Origin of the sequence: Enterococcus sp. C53 (assembly GCF_040887425.1) — a bacterium.
Taxonomy (GTDB): Bacteria; Bacillota; Bacilli; order Lactobacillales; family Enterococcaceae; genus Enterococcus_B; species Enterococcus_B hirae.
In genome coordinates, this window is record NZ_JBFOFT010000003.1 from 55,521 (window position 1) to 72,239 (window position 16,719).

23 protein-coding genes are annotated in these 16,719 nt (G+C 32.5%); 19 read left to right on the forward strand and 4 right to left on the reverse strand.

The genetic code is table 11. The features are described from left to right. Window positions 1-59 precede the first annotated feature (59 nt). Entirely contained in the window at window positions 60-455 is a 396-nt protein-coding gene (locus tag AB3I42_RS05185) for a hypothetical protein (protein WP_181934553.1), read from the forward strand. Window positions 456-499: 44 nt separating this feature from the next. On the opposite strand, the gene AB3I42_RS05190 is transcribed toward AB3I42_RS05185, so the two are convergent. The 3 genes from AB3I42_RS05190 to AB3I42_RS05200 form a co-directional block, all read right to left on the reverse strand. Next, complete coding sequence (locus tag AB3I42_RS05190) at window positions 500-1,129, reverse strand: ImmA/IrrE family metallo-endopeptidase (RefSeq protein WP_368014300.1); 630 nt, start codon at window positions 1,127-1,129, stop codon at window positions 500-502. Between the two features lie 17 nt (window positions 1,130-1,146). Then, window positions 1,147-1,518 carry a helix-turn-helix domain-containing protein gene (locus AB3I42_RS05195; protein ID WP_181934552.1) on the reverse strand — a complete coding sequence of 124 codons (372 nt, stop codon included), beginning with the start codon at window positions 1,516-1,518 and terminating at the stop codon, window positions 1,147-1,149. A 1,077-nt stretch (window positions 1,519-2,595) separates the two neighbouring features. Continuing rightward, on the reverse strand, window positions 2,596-3,150 hold the full coding sequence (locus tag AB3I42_RS05200; RefSeq protein ID WP_081202171.1) for a hypothetical protein: 555 nt from the start codon (window positions 3,148-3,150) through the stop codon (window positions 2,596-2,598). Window positions 3,151-3,225: 75 nt separating this feature from the next. Here AB3I42_RS05200 and AB3I42_RS05205 point away from each other — a divergent pair, with 75 nt between their 5' ends. From AB3I42_RS05205 to AB3I42_RS05255, 11 genes are all read left to right on the forward strand, one after another. After that, complete coding sequence (locus AB3I42_RS05205) at window positions 3,226-3,552, forward strand: hypothetical protein (protein WP_368014301.1); 327 nt, start codon at window positions 3,226-3,228, stop codon at window positions 3,550-3,552. A 2-nt stretch (window positions 3,553-3,554) separates the two neighbouring features. Beyond that, a complete protein-coding gene (locus AB3I42_RS05210) occupies window positions 3,555-3,959 on the forward strand; it encodes a DUF961 family protein (RefSeq protein WP_048340583.1) in 405 nt (134 codons plus the stop codon). Window positions 3,960-4,182: 223 nt separating this feature from the next. Further along, entirely contained in the window at window positions 4,183-4,392 is a 210-nt protein-coding gene (locus AB3I42_RS05215) for a hypothetical protein (protein WP_143352805.1), read from the forward strand. 33 nt (window positions 4,393-4,425) lie between these two features. Continuing rightward, a complete protein-coding gene (locus AB3I42_RS05220) occupies window positions 4,426-4,623 on the forward strand; it encodes a hypothetical protein (RefSeq protein WP_368014302.1) in 198 nt (65 codons plus the stop codon). A gap of 119 nt (window positions 4,624-4,742) precedes the next feature. Then, complete coding sequence (locus AB3I42_RS05225) at window positions 4,743-5,798, forward strand: C39 family peptidase (protein ID WP_081202166.1); 1,056 nt, start codon at window positions 4,743-4,745, stop codon at window positions 5,796-5,798. An 88-nt stretch (window positions 5,799-5,886) separates the two neighbouring features. Further along, a complete protein-coding gene (locus tag AB3I42_RS05230; RefSeq protein ID WP_081202164.1) occupies window positions 5,887-7,701 on the forward strand; it encodes a VaFE repeat-containing surface-anchored protein in 1,815 nt (604 codons plus the stop codon). Window positions 7,702-7,758: 57 nt separating this feature from the next. Next, window positions 7,759-8,493 carry a class A sortase gene (locus AB3I42_RS05235; protein ID WP_241547434.1) on the forward strand — a complete coding sequence of 245 codons (735 nt, stop codon included), beginning with the start codon at window positions 7,759-7,761 and terminating at the stop codon, window positions 8,491-8,493. Window positions 8,494-8,504: 11 nt separating this feature from the next. Next, complete coding sequence (locus AB3I42_RS05240; protein ID WP_241547433.1) at window positions 8,505-8,621, forward strand: DUF3789 domain-containing protein; 117 nt, start codon at window positions 8,505-8,507, stop codon at window positions 8,619-8,621. A gap of 14 nt (window positions 8,622-8,635) precedes the next feature. Next, window positions 8,636-9,187: a hypothetical protein gene (locus tag AB3I42_RS05245; protein ID WP_368022364.1), complete on the forward strand. Its 552-nt coding sequence runs from the start codon at window positions 8,636-8,638 to the stop codon at window positions 9,185-9,187. Window positions 9,188-9,196: 9 nt separating this feature from the next. Next, window positions 9,197-9,652 (forward strand): hypothetical protein, encoded by a 456-nt coding sequence (locus AB3I42_RS05250; protein WP_081202159.1) that lies wholly within the window; start codon window positions 9,197-9,199, stop codon window positions 9,650-9,652. Beyond that, window positions 9,652-11,160 carry a cell division protein FtsK gene (locus tag AB3I42_RS05255; protein ID WP_368014304.1) on the forward strand — a complete coding sequence of 503 codons (1,509 nt, stop codon included), beginning with the start codon at window positions 9,652-9,654 and terminating at the stop codon, window positions 11,158-11,160. The genes AB3I42_RS05250 and AB3I42_RS05255 overlap by 1 nt, the downstream gene beginning before the upstream one ends. An 18-nt stretch (window positions 11,161-11,178) precedes the next feature. On the opposite strand, the gene AB3I42_RS05260 is transcribed toward AB3I42_RS05255, so the two are convergent. Next, window positions 11,179-11,685 (reverse strand): hypothetical protein, encoded by a 507-nt coding sequence (locus AB3I42_RS05260; RefSeq protein ID WP_086319677.1) that lies wholly within the window; start codon window positions 11,683-11,685, stop codon window positions 11,179-11,181. An 84-nt stretch (window positions 11,686-11,769) separates the two neighbouring features. Here AB3I42_RS05260 and AB3I42_RS05265 point away from each other — a divergent pair, with 84 nt between their 5' ends. From AB3I42_RS05265 to AB3I42_RS05295, 7 genes are all read left to right on the forward strand, one after another. Continuing rightward, the gene (locus AB3I42_RS05265; RefSeq protein WP_181934547.1) at window positions 11,770-12,201 is read left to right on the forward strand and encodes a hypothetical protein; all 432 of its coding nucleotides are present in this window, start codon (window positions 11,770-11,772) and stop codon (window positions 12,199-12,201) included. 291 nt (window positions 12,202-12,492) lie between these two features. Continuing rightward, window positions 12,493-13,776, forward strand: a complete 1,284-nt coding sequence (locus AB3I42_RS05270; protein ID WP_368014305.1) for a replication initiation factor domain-containing protein — start codon at window positions 12,493-12,495, stop codon at window positions 13,774-13,776. 18 nt (window positions 13,777-13,794) lie between these two features. Then, window positions 13,795-14,412 (forward strand): Phi-29-like late activator, encoded by a 618-nt coding sequence (locus AB3I42_RS05275; protein WP_368014306.1) that lies wholly within the window; start codon window positions 13,795-13,797, stop codon window positions 14,410-14,412. A gap of 58 nt (window positions 14,413-14,470) precedes the next feature. Next, on the forward strand, window positions 14,471-14,899 hold the full coding sequence (locus AB3I42_RS05280; protein ID WP_368014307.1) for a hypothetical protein: 429 nt from the start codon (window positions 14,471-14,473) through the stop codon (window positions 14,897-14,899). Window positions 14,900-15,031: 132 nt separating this feature from the next. After that, window positions 15,032-16,057, forward strand: coding sequence for a conjugal transfer protein (locus AB3I42_RS05285; protein ID WP_368014308.1), 1,026 nt, complete (start codon window positions 15,032-15,034; stop codon window positions 16,055-16,057). A 3-nt stretch (window positions 16,058-16,060) separates the two neighbouring features. After that, a complete protein-coding gene (locus AB3I42_RS05290; protein ID WP_368022365.1) occupies window positions 16,061-16,279 on the forward strand; it encodes a TcpD family membrane protein in 219 nt (72 codons plus the stop codon). Window position 16,280: 1 nt separating this feature from the next. Then, complete coding sequence (locus AB3I42_RS05295) at window positions 16,281-16,670, forward strand: TcpE family conjugal transfer membrane protein (protein WP_368014310.1); 390 nt, start codon at window positions 16,281-16,283, stop codon at window positions 16,668-16,670. Window positions 16,671-16,719: the final 49 nt, after the last annotated feature.

Sequence of the window (16,719 nt, forward strand, 5' to 3'; positions counted from 1 at the left end):
GACTTGATGAAGTAGCAGAAAAAGCAACAGGAATTGCTAATATAGATGATATTAAGCGAATGATTGATGAGGGTGTCAAGAGAGAATATAAAAGTTCTGAAGAAAATCAATATTCTTGGGATACACAATACGATATAAAAGAAGAAAAATTAGTGTATCGTCAACTCAGTAAAGATGAGGATAATGCTAATAGTTGGTCGGATAGTACTATGAGTAAAGGTGGAAATGGTAATCTAATAAAAATATTTACAATTAAGTTATACTCTGGAGGAACTAAAGGGAAGTTAGAAGATACAAAAACTGTTATCATTGGTTATAGTAATATTGTATTAAATGATAAAAAAGAAGCCGATGTAGCGGATATAATACAAATTGAAGATACAAAAGATGATACTTATTCATTAGAATCGGCAATTAAACTTTATGAAGGTTATGGATATACAGAAGTTAAATAAGATAAAGAGTGTCTAGAAATTTAAATCCTAGACACTTTTTTTATTTAGAAAAAAATATTTAAAAAGTCTTTGTTATTTTTATATCTATATTTATTTATTAAGCACCGAGCATAATCGGGATGACAATTTTTGTTAAAAATCAAGTATTCTGTTAATCGATTGAATAAGGCTGCTTTACTCATAAAAAAATATTTAGCTACTTCTTCAAATGAATTAAATTTAATAACTGCATGTTTCAATGCTAAATCGTTTGCCATCAAGACACTAGCACCAACATTAGCACGGTATTCTTTAGGTAGGTCTTCTGAAAAATAACCATTTTCTGAAATCATATCAGAAAATGTATAACCTTCATTGGCATAAGGAATATCTTTGTAGAGATGTACAACTTCATGCATTTCAGTGAAATTTCTTCTTTCACACATTAGATTTCTATTTATCGTAATAAGAACTTCATTTAGTATTTTAGTTGTAGATCCCAGCATTTTATCTCTAAGTTGTTTTTTGAAATCATAGTATATGATTTCGGCAATATCTTTTTCTATTATATAGCCTTCTATATCAAAACACTTTATTTTCTCTATGTTTTTTGAGTAATAGAGACTGACTTCATATGCTAGTTTGTTTGCAAAATCTACGGCTTCAAAATAAAGTTCTTCACGAATAAAATCCAACGTAACAACCACCCAACCTATTTTTTATCTTTTCTAGCTTTTGCTTTTTGAATTAGAAAATTCATATACTCATTTAATTCTTCTTCTAGTTCTTCTATATCTTCTGTATTCATGTTAGCAGTATTTATACGAAAATGAGAAATAATACTATCTCCAATAGTATCTTCTTCTTTTTTTGGGGGGGTTGGATCGGATGTTCTGTCCGTTAGGTAATCTATGGAAACTTTAAAATAATCAGCAAATTTAATTAATTCATTGTCTCTAATTGGTCGTACACCAGATTCGATTTTATTATACACACTTCTATCCATATGTAGTGCGTCTGCAAGTTCTTTTTGAGTTAAATCGTTGCTTTCACGAAGATATTTTAAACGCTCATATGTTTTCAATACAATCACCTTCAATCAACTGGTTTAATATAGTTTACCATGTATCTAAAATGAATCTTAATAAATATTCAAAATAGAACTTGACATTTCTCTTTCAGCACTATAAACTATGGATGTAGAGATTTGAAATAGAACATATTATTTCTTTTTTAGAATCTCAAATGAGAATAAACAAAAAAGCGTTCACGAGAAGAAAATAAATTTCTGTTCCGTAAACACTCAAAATAAAACCTAGACAATTTTATTTTAAGTGATTTGACGGAATAATACAAGAAGGATATTTTCCTTTACGGTTATAAGTCTTGTTGAGGTGGAGCAACCCAGCCGTTGAATGGTTTGCAAGGTGGCAATGGAATCTGTAAATAGAGCCATGTCAAAGAGGATTTGAGATAGAAGGTTTCTAGCTATTATTAAGGACTAGGTTTTCCGTTTTGACTGCAAGTAAGTAGTAGGGCATTGAAAACATTGGAGTAATTTCCGCTTAATGATAGAAGGGTGGCTATTCTTAAAGAATCTGATTATTTTCTATAACCATGTCGTGATGACACGTTGAAAGTAATTGCTGAAACAAACAAGATGAGAAGGTTTGTAGAGGCTTGACAAGAGGAGGAGTGTTGTACACCGTATATGGTAGGTCTAGTAACGTGCCGTGATACGATTAATGATCGTTAGCACGTTGAAGAATTGATTCTATGAAACGAATGGATAATGCTTATTTTATTTCATGGCGCAAGCGAATTTTTAAGTTATTATTAGCAGTATGCACATTCTACTACCATGAATAAAGAATCACTAAATTTTTAAAGTTAGTGTTTTAAAATAATTTTTCTGAAAAAGCATTTAACTTTAAATTAAAACATATGTTAAGTAGCACAACTAGAAAACTCTGGTTGTGCTTTTTTATTTGAAATAAAAAAAGTAACAGAACGGAAGGTGTTGCTTATTGTGTGACTTTTATGTTTCGTGTGTAATGATAAGCATAATGTTTATAGGGATGATCTATTTTATAAAAGAAAGAGACTGGATGAACGTATTATTTTCTGGAGTAATATTTTTTCTTGAATGTATTCAATTAATCTATTTTTTAAACAATAAATAAATACTTCGAATAGACTGAAAAAGTATAAAAGCAAATAAAACAATATATTCGAGATTCGACCAAATATAGGTTTGGAGTTTAAATCGATATAATTTGTGGTGAATTCTGAAATCTGGAGTTCTTGGTCTTAATCCAATAATTTTTCTTGTTCTATTTAATTCGTTGTAATAACTTCTAGAAAATTTTTGATACATTATATTAAGTTTTTTAGGCTTTATGGACTTGTTCTTTGTTTGAACAAGAGCCTCTAATGGAATTAGTAAACTATCAGAAATATAAAATAGTAATTTTTCTTTGATGAAAGTGTTGTGTAGTTTTATTAAGTGTTCTATCACTTCATTTTTATTTTCTGTTGTTATGTTCACAAATAAATTACATTCGATATCTTCATAAAAAGGAATAAATATTTTTTCTATTAATTCAGAAGCATATTTCTGTGTAAAAGCAAGAGAATTTGTTTTCTTTGAATTAAAAATTAACCACATTAAATTGATGGCACTTAGTATTGAATTAAAGCTATTAAAAAAATTCAAAATGTGCAACTCCTTTAGTCCAGTTTTAATCTTAATTAATTATAACAAAAAACAATTTGAAAGAAGGAAATTATTTTGGCAAATCGTATTCAAGAAGTAGCTTTGAATGAAAAACAATTAGGTAAGAAAATTAAAGCAGTATTTCGTATGGAACGGGATATGTATGTTAACGGTAGTCCAGTGAGAGGATGTGTATTTTCTGCGTCTAGCGCAGAACAACGTGATTTTGAAATTTTTGTTCCGGGGTTAAGAAACTCTCAATCCTTTAATGGTCGTAAAGAAATTCGTTTGACAGATCCAGTTGTTCGCATTAGTGCAAAACGAAATAATATTGGAAATAGCCGATCATTGGATCTAGTTGTTTATGCAAAACGCTTAGAGGTAGTAGGAGGGAACAAGTAATTATGAGTTTAACATTTAAAGATAATATTATTGAAAATTTTGACGTTGTAGGTACTTTTGGCAAAATGAATTTTTTGGAAGTTGAAACAATTTTTGAACGTGATACAGAAAATAAAGTTACTGATGTCGCAAGAGAAAAACGTGTAACAATCTATTCTGAAAAATTAAACGATCAAGTAGAAATAGCAATTGCACCAGATTATGAAGTAAAAGGCATTGAATATGATGATGAAATTGAATTAACAGGACATGTCACTGCAAGAGCTTGGTTAAGTACGTATGAAGGTTATAACAACTCAGTACAATCAGAACAAGCTTTCAAAATTCGTGCTGCTGGAATTAAAAAAGTGGGCGCTACTAACGTGCCACCAATTCAACCAGCAAAAGAAAAACAAGAAAATAAATAATTATTGTCACGTACAATGACAGAGTTTTGAAATGATAAACTACTTATTCGGACGAACGTTGGTTACGTTTAATAACCATTTAGGGCATTCTAATGAGTGCCCTTTTATTATTAATTTGTGTCAGTAATTGTTCTATTGATAGGCATTAGTAATAAATATAAAGGAGGGAAAAGTACGAAAAAAGGAAGTACATTTCTATATAGGGGGAGTTTAGAAAGAGAAATTGAAAAATCGTAAAAGAGTATTAAAAGATTTTATTCTTCTTGGAGAAGAGGAATTAAAGAAGGAGAGGGAAAAAATGAAACAGGGGAAACGCCCCACTAGAAAAGAAAAAGAGTTGTTGAAAAATAAACACTTGAATCCAGTTAATTGGCTAGTAGAAAGACGTTATTCTACTAGTATTATTTTTTTCATAGAGAAAGTAAAAATTTGAGAAAGATTTCTCTAGTGTGAGGAGTGGTATTCTTTGGAAGAGCAAGTACTTGATTATTTAAAGAAACAATATAAAAAAAGAATTAAAATCAATGAGTTAATTTCAGCTTTAGGGATGACTAGAGTTGAAAAGTTACAATTTCTAGGATCAATAAAACACTTTGAACGACTAGAAAAAACCTATATAAAATTAAATCAGCGAGTTTATTGTTGCTTGCAGATCATACCGTAACAAAAATGACTTAAAATTGATCGTTTATGACGTTGTTATTTTTAGTGTTATCTAACATGATATACTTTTAAGTGTATGTCTTATTGATCTATATATTCATAATGAAAAGAGGATAAAAGATGAAAAAAGCGACAATAAAAGGCTTAGTACTAGGCGCAATGGTGCTTGGAGGCTTCGCAATCGGTCAAGCAACTTTTGCTGATAGTTCCATTCCAATGTATCGAGTTTATAATCCATATAGTGGAGAGCATTTGTACACTCGAACGACTGCCGAACGAGATAGTTTAACTCGTATTGGCTGGCGCTATGAGGGCGTAGCATGGAATGCTCCAACTAGCGGAACTCCTGTTTATCGTTTGTATAACCGTTATAATGGTGAACATTTTTACACGATTGATGCAGGCGAGCGAGACAAAATTTCACACACTGGTTGGACGTATGAAGGTGTGGCTTTCTACTCCTACAATGGGGCAAGTGGTGTACCTGTAACTCGTTTATATAATAAATACGTTAATTGGCACCATTACACGTTAGATCAAAATGAAAAAAATGTGATCAGTAAACAAGGCTGGAAGATTGAAGGTACAGGCTGGTATGCAATGCCAAATAGCACACCAAATCCGACACCAGCGCCAGTCAATAGCAAAGTATTGAATGTACCTGTTGTTTGGCAAGGAGATACGATGTTGTGTGAAGGGGCTTCGTTATTAGAAGGTCTGCACTATAAAGGCGTAGCCACGAACCAATCTCTAACAAGTTTTGTTAATTCTATGCCAAAAGCTTCAGATGGCAACCCATACCATGGCTATTCTGGCGAATGGCGCCACAACGTAAGCGGTACGTATCAAGGTATGATGGCTGATCCAGTTGTACAATGGGCGAAAAATGTAGGTGGAAATGCTGTCAATATCACAGGCTCTGGTACAAATGGTATTAAGAATGAAATTCGAAATGGTAACCCAGTGGTTACATGGATCACTTACAATTATGCTTCTCCACAATTTAAACAAATGTCGTGGGGGCGAGCAGTATGGAACGGACATGTGGTCTTAGTTGATGGTTTTAGAGACGGTGCTTATCATGTTGTCGATCCTGTCTTTGGGGCAAAATGGATCAATGCGTCTACGTACGAAAATGCCTTTAACGTTACAGGTATGGCAGTAGCAGTACGATAGAAAAAATTAAATAGATATTTAAAAAGACTTCTAAAGGATTATTTTAGAAGTCTTTTTTTGTATACAAAAAATGAAAAGAGGGAAAAAGATGATTCATAAAAAGGTATTTTTGTATTCAGCAGTGGTATTAAGTATGGCTGGTTTAGGTGTTGGTGCTGGTAAAAGCGTAGCGAATGCAAGTGAAACAAAAGCTTCCATTAATTATACAGCACCCAAAAATATGGAGTATTCATTAGTTGGCGGAGAAATTAAAGGTTATATGCGTGTCAAACGTTCAGATGGATCGCTCGAATATATGATTACGCATGATTTTGTTGATAAAAATGGTAGTGAAGCTTATTGTATGGATTCTGAGAAGCCTTCTCCTAATGGTCATACCTTAGCTCTTCAAGGAAAACTAGGCGATGAGTTTTATAGAATGTACGAAGCGGGTTATGCTAAAAAAGGTAATCTGAATAATTTACCTGTAGCAAATACGCAAGAAGCAAGATATGCAACTCAAATGGTTTCATGGATCTTGTCGGGAAATTTCAAAGCTTCGGATATTGTTTGGTCTACTCCTGAACATTCGCAAGAAGAAATTGATCGAGTACACAAAGCATTTGATATTATTTGGGATCACGTTCAAAATGGTAAAACGTCTACTGATACAACCTATGATTTGAAAAAGGTCAATGAATCAGAAGATGATATTTACTATAACTATAAGTTCAAATCAGAAGCAAATAAAACAGATGGTAAAGCAAGCGTCAGCTTTGACAAGGAAATTCCCGGCATGCGGATTTTGAACAAAGACGGCAAAGAAATTTCAAAAGACAATTTACCACTTAATCAAGAAATTACCATTCAAATTCCAAAAGGTACACCAACAGGTGAATTGAAAATTACGTCTGAGGGCGATATTAAATCTGTCCATGTTTTTAAATACGGTGGGGATTCTGCGGTACAACCAGCGAATTCATTAATCAGCGTTGATGATGAACATAAGACAGATGAACAGAAAATCAATTGGAAATTGAAAGATATTGTGATTGGGACAACAGCTACTGACAAAGCAGACAATGATAAAGTACTTGCGCCAGATACAACGGCTACGGTTGTTGATGAAGTGTCTTATCAAAATCTGATTGTCGGTAAAGAGTATACTGTTACAGGAAAAGTAATGGATAAGGAAACAGGAAAACCATTGATGATTGACGGAAAAGAAGTAACTAAAAGTGCTAAATTTACAGCAAAAACTGCGAATGGAAAACAAAATGTCGAATTTACTTTTGATACTGCAGGTTTAGATGATAAAGAGCTAGTTGTTTTTGAAAATCTTTATTTTGGCACGAAAGTAATTGCTACGCATGCGGATATCAATGACAAAGGGCAAACTGTCAAAGTGGATAAGAAAACGCCGAAAATCGGTACAACAGCCACCGATAAAGCCGATAAAGATAAAACACTGGCAAACGATCAAAAAGTAACAGTCAATGATGAAGTTGCCTATAAAGGATTAGTTGTTGGCAAAGAGTACACTGTTACAGGAAAACTAATGGACAAAGAAACAGGAAAAGCTTTATTAGTGGACGGAAAAGAAGTGACTGGAACAGCCAAATTTGTTGCCAAAACGCCTGACGGCAAGGTAAATGTTGAATTTACGTTTAATACCGCTGGACTAGAAAATAAAGAACTTGTAGCCTTTGAAAGTGTCAAAATTGGCGAAAAAGTGATCGCTACGCATGCGGATTTAAACGATAAAGGACAAACTGTCAAAGTAAATAAACCAGAAACACCATTGCCACAAACTGGATCAGAAAACTATCAATCAAAAGGATTGCTTGGTCTAGCTTTAGCTGGGGTGTCTGCTTTTCTAGTGTCTGCTTATTCCATTATTAAACGCAAAAATACAGCTAAATAAGAGTGAAAAAGGAGTATCGAAAAAATCGGTACTCCTTTTTTATATAAGGAGAAGATGATGAAAAAATTATTTGTACATTGGAAATTGATTGTTGTTTCACTGACTATTTTTTTGATTGCTGGACTTAGTTCTTATTTTTATTTTGGACACCAGCAACAAGAATTAGATAAAACGACTCAAAGCGTTCAAAGTACCGCTATTCAAGCAATGGAGAAAAAGGAGAAACAGCAGAAAAAAACGAACAGTAGTCAGACAGCAGGATCAGATTCAACAGACGCAAGACAGAGCAATGAGATCAAAATTAGTGATCCTAAAAAACAACCTGATTATGTTGGTAAAGATGTTAAGCCATTGACTGTGGAAGCAATGAAGAAAGTGAATGCTGAAAAAGTCGTTTCTACTTTTGGAGCTGGCATGATTCAAATTCCTAGTATCAATATGAATCTTCCAATTGTAGAAGGAATGAGTCAAGAAAATTTAAGTGTTGGTGCTGGAACAATGAAAGCTAATCAAGAATTGGGAAAAGGCAACTTCACTTTAGCTGGGCATTATATGACAAATGCTGGCTTGCTTTTTGGTGGCATTAAAAACGTGAAAAAAAATGATCTTGTACAAGTTACTTATAAAAATAAAACCATGAATTTCAAGGTCACAAAAGTAAAACAGATTACAGCAGAAGATAATCAAGTGATTTTCGATTCAGAAGGAAATGGGATTTTGACGCTAATTACTTGTGATAGTTCAGTTGCTGGCACTGATGGTCGATTAATGGTTCGTTGTGAGCCAGTTTAGGAGGGGATAGCATGATTTTATTTATAGGTGGTTTATTTATCGGCATGTCGTTTGGAATCGCTGTGATGGCTATTTTATCAGCTGGAAAGTGTGAAGACATACGAATGGAAAAAGAAAGTCATTCATAAGGGAATGAGATTAGATGAATATTACTTATTTAGGTACAGAAATGAAGCTTTCTGAGTATCTGTATCGTTATGAAGAAATGATGCTGTATGTTTTGCAAAAATCAAGTTTTGCGGATTTATCGTCTGATCGCTCAAAAGATTTGTTAAAAGCAGAATTGCGTAAAGCAGAAACAGGTTGGCATGAATTTTATAGTGCCAATCGTCGTGGACCCGATTATGCATATTTACAAGAACAAATTACTAATTTTGGGGTCTATCGGTCAGGTTTATTTGACTGTCGAGACGAAGAACTGACCGAAGATAATTTTGTTCATTATCATATTGAATCCTTACAATCGGAAAAGCTATTGTCGATCTTCCAATTCGAGAAAGCCGATTTACATTTTATTGAGAAATACGAGCGAAAGCGTGCTTCTGAATATTTTAATGAACGTAATCAATATCTGAAGGGATATGAAAATGATCGGATTTCTGTGAACGAAACCATGCAACGGATCGGTTATCAGCAATTAAGACAAAGCTTTTTAGCTGATCCATTGATTGAATCTTACAGAAAACAGATATAGGAGGGTTCTATGAGTGAATTTAAACAGAAAATGGAAAGGCAACTCGCGGAAGAAAAAAAGGCTAAAATCCAGCGGAAAATCAATGATTATGAATCTGATATAAAAGTGTTAGAGAAAATTGGGAATACTGAAAATACGTTTTTGAAGCTCTCTAAATTCTTTTTTTCTGGAGAGAGAGGATTTAAAGAGTTTTATTACTTTATAGCAGTTTCTCAATTTGTTGTTTTTCTTTTATTTCCATATATTCATTCTGTTTTTTTTACGGAAGTCTTAGTATTTAGTCTCATTTTGCTTGGTTTGATTGTATTGACCTATTGGAATGTCTCTATTAAAAGACTTAATAAGTATCTAAATAAATTGATCTATAAAGAACTTCAAGAATTAGAGTTCGCTCTGGAAGGTGTCAAAGAACAGCTTAGGAGAGAGACAGACAAGCAGAGAGGAAATAAAAGGAAGGTGATGTAATGAAAAAATTAATCCAATATCGTGGTAGGCGTATACGCTATTCTAGTAGAAATTTATTGAATTTCTATAAATTTTTTCTTCTGTCACCTGTACTAGTTCTTTTAGGATATTTTGTGGGATACAAACAAATTTATCTTTTGGTAATAAAAAGTGTGCAGAAGTGGCAAGTTTATGTGTTACCTGTAGTATTTATTATGGCTTGTTTAATTGGTTCTTTATTATTAATTAATTTACTGATTAAGTGGTCAATTATTCGGTCTGGATATTTCTCAAAAGTGGAGCAACGCCAAATCCTTTCTCGTATGTTGATTGATAACAACTATTACACAAAAAAACAAATCAAAACTAGTGATGGTAAGTTGAAGGAAAAAATCAAATTTCCTAAAGTTTATTTCAAAGCTTCAAAAGAGAGCGTATTTGTTTCATTTGAAACTTCCGGAAATAAATTTCAAGAAAAGTTTGAATCTATAGGCGGTTTCCTAGAAACAGCTTTTCATGCTGATAATATTGCTACTGTCGATGAAAAAGGTTTTATTATCTATGAGTTGGTTGTTGATGTTTATGAAAAACGTATATCTATTATAGATATGAAAGCCGATAAAGGCAAAGTACAACTGATGAAGGGGTTGTATTGGTATTTCGACAAAGACCCGCATTTACTTTTAGGAGGCGGAACAGGCGGAGGAAAGACGTTTACTTTACTGTCTTTAATTTATGCTCTTTGCGGAATTGCGGATATTGAGATTTGTGATCCTAAAAATAGTGATTTGATGGCTTTAGGCAAATTACCCTTATTTTTTGGAAAAGTTCACACTGGGAAGGAAGCTATTACCAATTGTTTAAAAACGGGTGTTGAGTTAATGAATAGTCGTTTTGAAATGATGAACAATAGTCCAAAGTATAGTATGGGGAAAAATTATGCCTATTATGGATTAAAGCCTAAATTCATTGTTATTGATGAATTGGCTGCTTTCAAAGCTGAATTAGCAGGAGATTATAAAACTGAGGGAGAATTTGACGAACATTTGTCTCAATTGGTTTTGAAAGGACGTCAATGTGGGATCTTTTTAATTGTTGCTATGCAACGTCCAGATGGAGAATTTATTAAAACAGCTTTACGTGATAATTTCATGTTTCGCATGTCCGTGGGGCGTTTGTCTGAAACAGGCTTATTTATGATTTTTGGAGACGAAAATAAAAATAAGAAATTCAAATTTGTTGAAAAAATTAATGGATTGAAAGTTTACGGTCGTGGTTATGTGGCTCGTGGAGGAGAAATTGCACGTGAATTTTATAGTCCACAAGTCCCTGACTCGTTCGATTTTATCACTGAATTTATAAAAATTAACGATAAATTAGGCTATGAACGAGTATCAGAAGACGTGAAAGTGGAAGTATCGAAAAAAATATCGGAACATTTGGAAAAAGAAATACTCGATGATATTGACAATGTTTTAAATGCGGAAAATGAAATACTTAATGAATTAAGTAATAAATTTGTTGATTAAGTCTTAAAATATAATCAATTATTTATATTTCCGATGTGGAAAATATTGTTTTACTTTTTTATTTTGGGTTAATGAGTAATTCCAAAGTTTAAATCCTAAATTTACAGGATAAATAATGAGTAGTATTGAATTGGAAGTAGTATCAAAAAAATTCACAGTATAAGATTTATTAATCAAGAGAAGGAATGTAACTATAATAGTGATTATTTCTATAACTTGACTTAATTTATTTTTGTCAAATTCTATGTAGATGTTATTTGACGAAAATAGGTTTGGAACAATGAATTTTGGATTGTGGTTCCATTTATTTAACAAATAAATAGTGAAAAAAATAGCTGGAATAAAATAGAAAAAAACCATACTAATAAACCAAGTCAGTGTATCTTCTGCTTGGATATTTTGGAGTAAGCTTGTACCTAAAAGTAAAAGTGAAACGCATAGTAGACTGAATAATAAGGATAAAAAACCTGTAACTAAAATAAAGATAGTATGAGCTAAGTATTCTTCGATATTTCTTTTTCCCATGGGTAGATTCCTTTCTCAAACATTATTTAATAGTAAAACAAAAAAATTAATAAAAGTAAATATTTCGTCAGAAAGGAGATATAATTGTACGATTTTAATGATGTTTTAAATGAACTTAATTATTCTATTTCGTTAAAAACTTTAAAATCTTGGTGTATTAAGATTGAAAAAATGACTGATACCAAATTTCAGCGTAGATATGCTAAAAATAGAAATGGAAAAAATTATAGTTACAAAGTTTTTGATAGTTCTCAACTTGTGCAATTGAAACAGTTGTCAGATTTAAGATCAGAAAACAAGCCATTAAATGAAGCTATTTATAAGATTTTCATGTCGGAAGACGGGAAAAGAAAACAAGAAGAAATTGCTTTATCGAAACTGGAGTTTGAAGAAAGTAAAGCTGATACTAAGAAATTAATTGAATTGACTAAAAAGGTATTACAAGAGAATGCAGATTTAAAAAAACGAATTCTACGGTTAGAAAATTTAGCGAACGTGGAGACTAGTAGCCGCTGAAATTGTCGCTGACTTCGTAGCAGGAAAAGGGGTGGCGCCATAAGGCGCACACCTCTTTTCCTGCGTGAAACGTAAGTAGTGACGTATATTTCAAGTGTTGCTAGGCGTGCGTGTGGTGGGCTTGTCCCGCCACACGCAATCTACCCCCGTTTTATAACATGGGGGTAGAAATTACAAACCTATTAAAAAAAGTCGCTTACTTTTCTTGTCCCGCAAGGGATTGAGCGATTTTAATTTTGTCACATTTTTTATTAGCGCCTGTCACATTCTTAAGAAAGAAGGTTTTGATGTTTGAGAAGTATTGATTTAAAACGATTCAGAAAGGAGTTGGGGCTAAAACAAAAAGAATTAGCTGATAAATTGGAAGTTGAACGTAGTTTGATTTCTAAAATTGAATCGGGGAAGCGAACGATTTCTAAAGAACTAGAAATGAAAATTATTGATAGGCTTCACCTTGATGGTGGTCGAGCTTCTGTTGAAGCGAAAATTGATTTCTTAAGAATTCGATTTAAGACTTTAGATATACAAACGATTATTGAAAAACTTTTGCATATGGATATGAATTGGTTTACTCATGAAGAACGTGGATTTTACCATTACACTGAAACTTTTTCATACGGTTCTATTCGATTATTTAGAAATCCTGAGGATATGAATATGGGAATAATGTTAGATTTGTCGGGTGAAGGTTGCCGTCAACTGGAAGATATTTTTGAGGAAGATAACAACCGTAGCTGGACAGAATTTTTTAGATCATTGTATGATGATGATATTTTTGGAAAAAATATTATTGTTGATACAAAAATTACTCGTATTGATATTGCTCTTGATGAATTGATTGTTGAAGGGAAACCTAATTTTAATCTATATAAATTAAAGGAAAAAATGGAACAGGGGTTAGTAAGTACCACTTTTAAAAATTTCGATTTTAATGGTGGTTTTTCTTTTGAAAAAAGTAATCTAGTTAACAAAGGCTTGTCTCTATATTTTGGTAGTCGGCAATCTCCGCTTTACTTTAATTTTTATCAAAAAGACTATGAACTAGCTCGTAAAGAAGGACTTTCGGTTGAAGAAGCGAGAGAAAAATATGAAATAAAAAATAGATATGAGATACGGCTTTCTGATGAGAAAGCTTTTTTATTTGTTGAATATTTTTTATCAAGTGGAGAAAGCCTAGATTGGTTAGTGAAAGAAGTTGTTAATGCGTCTCTGACTGTTTTTGATGTGGAAGATGGAATGAAAGTATATTGCAAAGAATGGTATGACGTGATTGATAAATTAGAAGGACTTCGATTATCAGTTCATGCTGAGAAGCCGTCAATTGAAAAAACGTTAAGGTGGTTATCAAATTATTTAGCTCCTTCTCTAAAAATGATTAAGTTAATTGATTTAAGATTAGGGACTAACGAATTGATGGAACGAATTGACTTTGCGGAGTTAAAAGAAAAACATGAGGAATTGATTGATCAAGTCTGTGTTAGTGCAAAAGACCTACTCTTCACTACGGATCAAAATAGCGAAGTACGTAACTACATGGAACAAGAATTTAATTTAGAAGAAGAATATCCATTTTAAAATTGGGAGGTAAAAAAATTGGACGTAAGCAGAGAATTTATTTTAAGGATCACGAGACAATGTGGTTTTGTTAGTGAAAAACTAGAGAAAACAACAGCCACTTTGAATAGGATCATGAAACAGATTGAAGAGCTGGATAAGGAAGGTAATTTAACAATCCCATATCTAAAAAAACGTACAGCAACGGGAGCGTCAGAAATTAGTGATCGGCAATATGAAATAAAAAGAAGTGATTATTTATATCCCATATACGAGAACTTTATGGAACCAATTGATAAGCTTTGTTGGAGTGATTATTTCTTATCTATCAAAAAATTTAATTTAACGGTTGCTGATTTTAATGATTTTATAGATAGATATAAATATTTCGTTCCTAAAAATAGGGAACAGATTGAAAACTTAGTAAGAAATGAGCTTCGTAAAAAAGGTTTTATTGTTGATAGTTATTTTGAGGGTGATTACGATACGTGGATTGGTGTTTATGCACGTCCAAAAGATAAACCAACCTATCTTGATCCTGCGACTGCGGAGGAAGCCCGTCTACAGGATAAATATAGAGTAGATGGTTTCAAACAGGATTTTTCGGAATGGTTTGAATGGAAAATAAAAAATGGTGAAATAATTAATCAATTGTAATGTTAGGCAAGTGATACTAAAAGACTTTTGAATTTTAATTTAACAGGAGGTGGTACTAATGCCTATTGTACCTATCTTTAGAGAACAAAGTGACTTTTACAAAAAATATGGTAAGTACTCTATTCCAGATATGCTTAGGCTGCATGGATTTAGTGTATTTGAGAATGAAATTGATGATGAAGATATTGTTTATATTGAACAATATAAGCAATTTTTAATGACTAAAGGCATTATTGATGTCCCTATTTATTTTAAGAAAGAGTTTGTGGCTGAATTTTCTTTAGAACATACTAGTCTTTTTGCAGAAGGTTATTATCGTCGGAAACCTACTGGAGAAAAGATGTATAACAGTTATTCCTATTATTTTTATACAGGAGGTTATTACTCACATAAAGGAGTGACGAGGAAAAGAATTTATGCTGAAAGAGTAAATAAAATTACTTTTCTTAAAATATTTGAAGAACATTTAGAAAAAGGTTATTCGTAACTAATATCAAAATCCATAAACAAAAAGGCATGTGAAAAATAATCATGCCTTTTTATTTATTTTGATAATGGAAAAAAATTTAATATTTTTAATGAATTATACCGCAAAAAAGTTATCGGAAAGGAAACTAAGATGGATTTTAAATTTAAAAAGAAGGAAAAAGAGAAAACAGAAAGTGTGCCTAAGAAAAAAGGAATCCAAACAAAAGGAGTGAAACGTGTCGTCATGGGTGGGTTAGTGCTGGTTTTGTTTTCGGGTGTGGGCGCATATATCAAAGCTGGTGCAGTGAGTAATCATATTTCCAAAGTGGAAAAATCAGTTGTGCTATTAAAAAATGATGTTGACGGTTCGAATCAGAAACAAATTACGTTTACGCCAGAATTACAGTCTTTCATGGATCGTTTTGTAGATGAGTACATGAATATTTCCAATGATAATGAAGCCTTTAAGGAACGGGCCCAAAATCTTGAGAAAAATTTCTATGCTGACGGATTAGCAGAAGATGAAGTTTCTTTTTCTGCCCAACGTTCTTTGAAAAAAGCGATGCTGGTGTCATTAAAAAATGTGGACGGTGTGTCAGTTGCCAGCTATCAAGTCAATTATGAGATTGAAACGCCAGTAACAAAGAAGATTGAAGAAAAGCACAAAGACAGTAAAGGAAAAGAAACGACGACGACAAAAGAAGTGACAGATACTAAAAAAGTAGAAGCAACGCAAGTTTTGAATATTCCTTTTAGTACGAAGAACCATGCGTTTTGTGTGGTTGCCTATCCTTATTTTACTGAACCAGTCACAACTAAAGCAAAAGTAAAATCTATTACTTATGATATGGAAAAATTAAAAGCGGTTGATGATGAAACAGACAAAGACGCACAGAAATTTGTTTCTGAGTTTCTAACGAAATATTGTGAAAGTTCGTCTGCTGATATGGCGTATATGATGGATAGTCCTGAGGGATTAAATGGGAATTTTACATTAGATAAAGTGGAATCAAAAGTTTATAAAGCGAGTGATGGTTTAATTGTGAAGGCTGATGTTTCTTTGAAAGATAAGGATACGTCGATTTTGCAAAAAGAACAATTAACACTCCATTTAGTAAAAAAATCTGATAAATATTATGTGAAAAAATTAAGTCATACATGGAAGGATAGTGAATAATTCATGGATTTGAAAGGTTTATTAACTTTTATTTTACAACAGGGAAAATATGTTGTGATTGGAATTATCATTTTTAATGTAGCCAAACATTTTTCTAAGTCAAAAGTGGCAGGGATCGTGGCAGCTTTAATTCTTGGTGGGTTAGCATGGTTCTTTTTAGGAAACCCTGAAAAAGTACTAGATGCCATTGGAAATGTGTTAAGTAAAGCGTTTGGTGGTTAGTATGGATTGGGAAGCTTACAACTATACGTCCATATTTAAAGAACCTTACCGTATTCAAGATATTCCGAATATTGTTCGGCTACCATTTTCAATTGTTGTAGTAGATGCTGTGACGGCAGTTGTAGTGGCTTTACTCATAAACTTATTTTTTGGATCAATGATCGCAACATTGGCAAAAACATTTCAAATTATGTATATGCTGTGCTATGTCGGTCTACCGATTGGGTCAGTGATGTTAATGAATAAAATTCAACCTGATGGAAAGAAAATTTATTATTATCTGTTGGATTCGCTGATTTACTATTTCACGGTACAATTGCCAGATATGATTATTTGTGAAGGAAAAAAATGTAAACGAGAAGAGATCACGGAGTCGATTCAATTTAAATAATTTTTAGGTCGTATGTTGTCGAAGGCATACGACTTTTTCATTAAATAAA

Excerpts from the sequence above, each read along its gene's own strand:
- AB3I42_RS05185 (WP_181934553.1), top strand. The coding sequence starts at position 60 with ATGATTGATGAGGGTGTCAAGAGAGAATATAAAAGTTCTGAAGAAAAT.
- AB3I42_RS05210 (WP_048340583.1), top strand. The coding sequence starts at position 3,555 with ATGAGTTTAACATTTAAAGATAATATTATTGAAAATTTTGACGTTGTA.
- AB3I42_RS05225 (WP_081202166.1), top strand. The coding sequence starts at position 4,743 with ATGAAAAAAGCGACAATAAAAGGCTTAGTACTAGGCGCAATGGTGCTT.
- AB3I42_RS05230 (WP_081202164.1), top strand. The coding sequence starts at position 5,887 with ATGATTCATAAAAAGGTATTTTTGTATTCAGCAGTGGTATTAAGTATG.
- AB3I42_RS05235 (WP_241547434.1), top strand. The coding sequence starts at position 7,759 with ATGAAAAAATTATTTGTACATTGGAAATTGATTGTTGTTTCACTGACT.
- AB3I42_RS05240 (WP_241547433.1), top strand. The coding sequence starts at position 8,505 with ATGATTTTATTTATAGGTGGTTTATTTATCGGCATGTCGTTTGGAATC.
- AB3I42_RS05245 (WP_368022364.1), top strand. The coding sequence starts at position 8,636 with ATGAATATTACTTATTTAGGTACAGAAATGAAGCTTTCTGAGTATCTG.
- AB3I42_RS05250 (WP_081202159.1), top strand. The coding sequence starts at position 9,197 with ATGAGTGAATTTAAACAGAAAATGGAAAGGCAACTCGCGGAAGAAAAA.
- AB3I42_RS05255 (WP_368014304.1), top strand. The coding sequence starts at position 9,652 with ATGAAAAAATTAATCCAATATCGTGGTAGGCGTATACGCTATTCTAGT.
- AB3I42_RS05260 (WP_086319677.1), bottom strand. The coding sequence starts at position 11,685 with ATGGGAAAAAGAAATATCGAAGAATACTTAGCTCATACTATCTTTATT.
- AB3I42_RS05280 (WP_368014307.1), top strand. The coding sequence starts at position 14,471 with ATGCCTATTGTACCTATCTTTAGAGAACAAAGTGACTTTTACAAAAAA.
- AB3I42_RS05285 (WP_368014308.1), top strand. The coding sequence starts at position 15,032 with ATGGATTTTAAATTTAAAAAGAAGGAAAAAGAGAAAACAGAAAGTGTG.
- AB3I42_RS05290 (WP_368022365.1), top strand. The coding sequence starts at position 16,061 with ATGGATTTGAAAGGTTTATTAACTTTTATTTTACAACAGGGAAAATAT.
- AB3I42_RS05295 (WP_368014310.1), top strand. The coding sequence starts at position 16,281 with ATGGATTGGGAAGCTTACAACTATACGTCCATATTTAAAGAACCTTAC.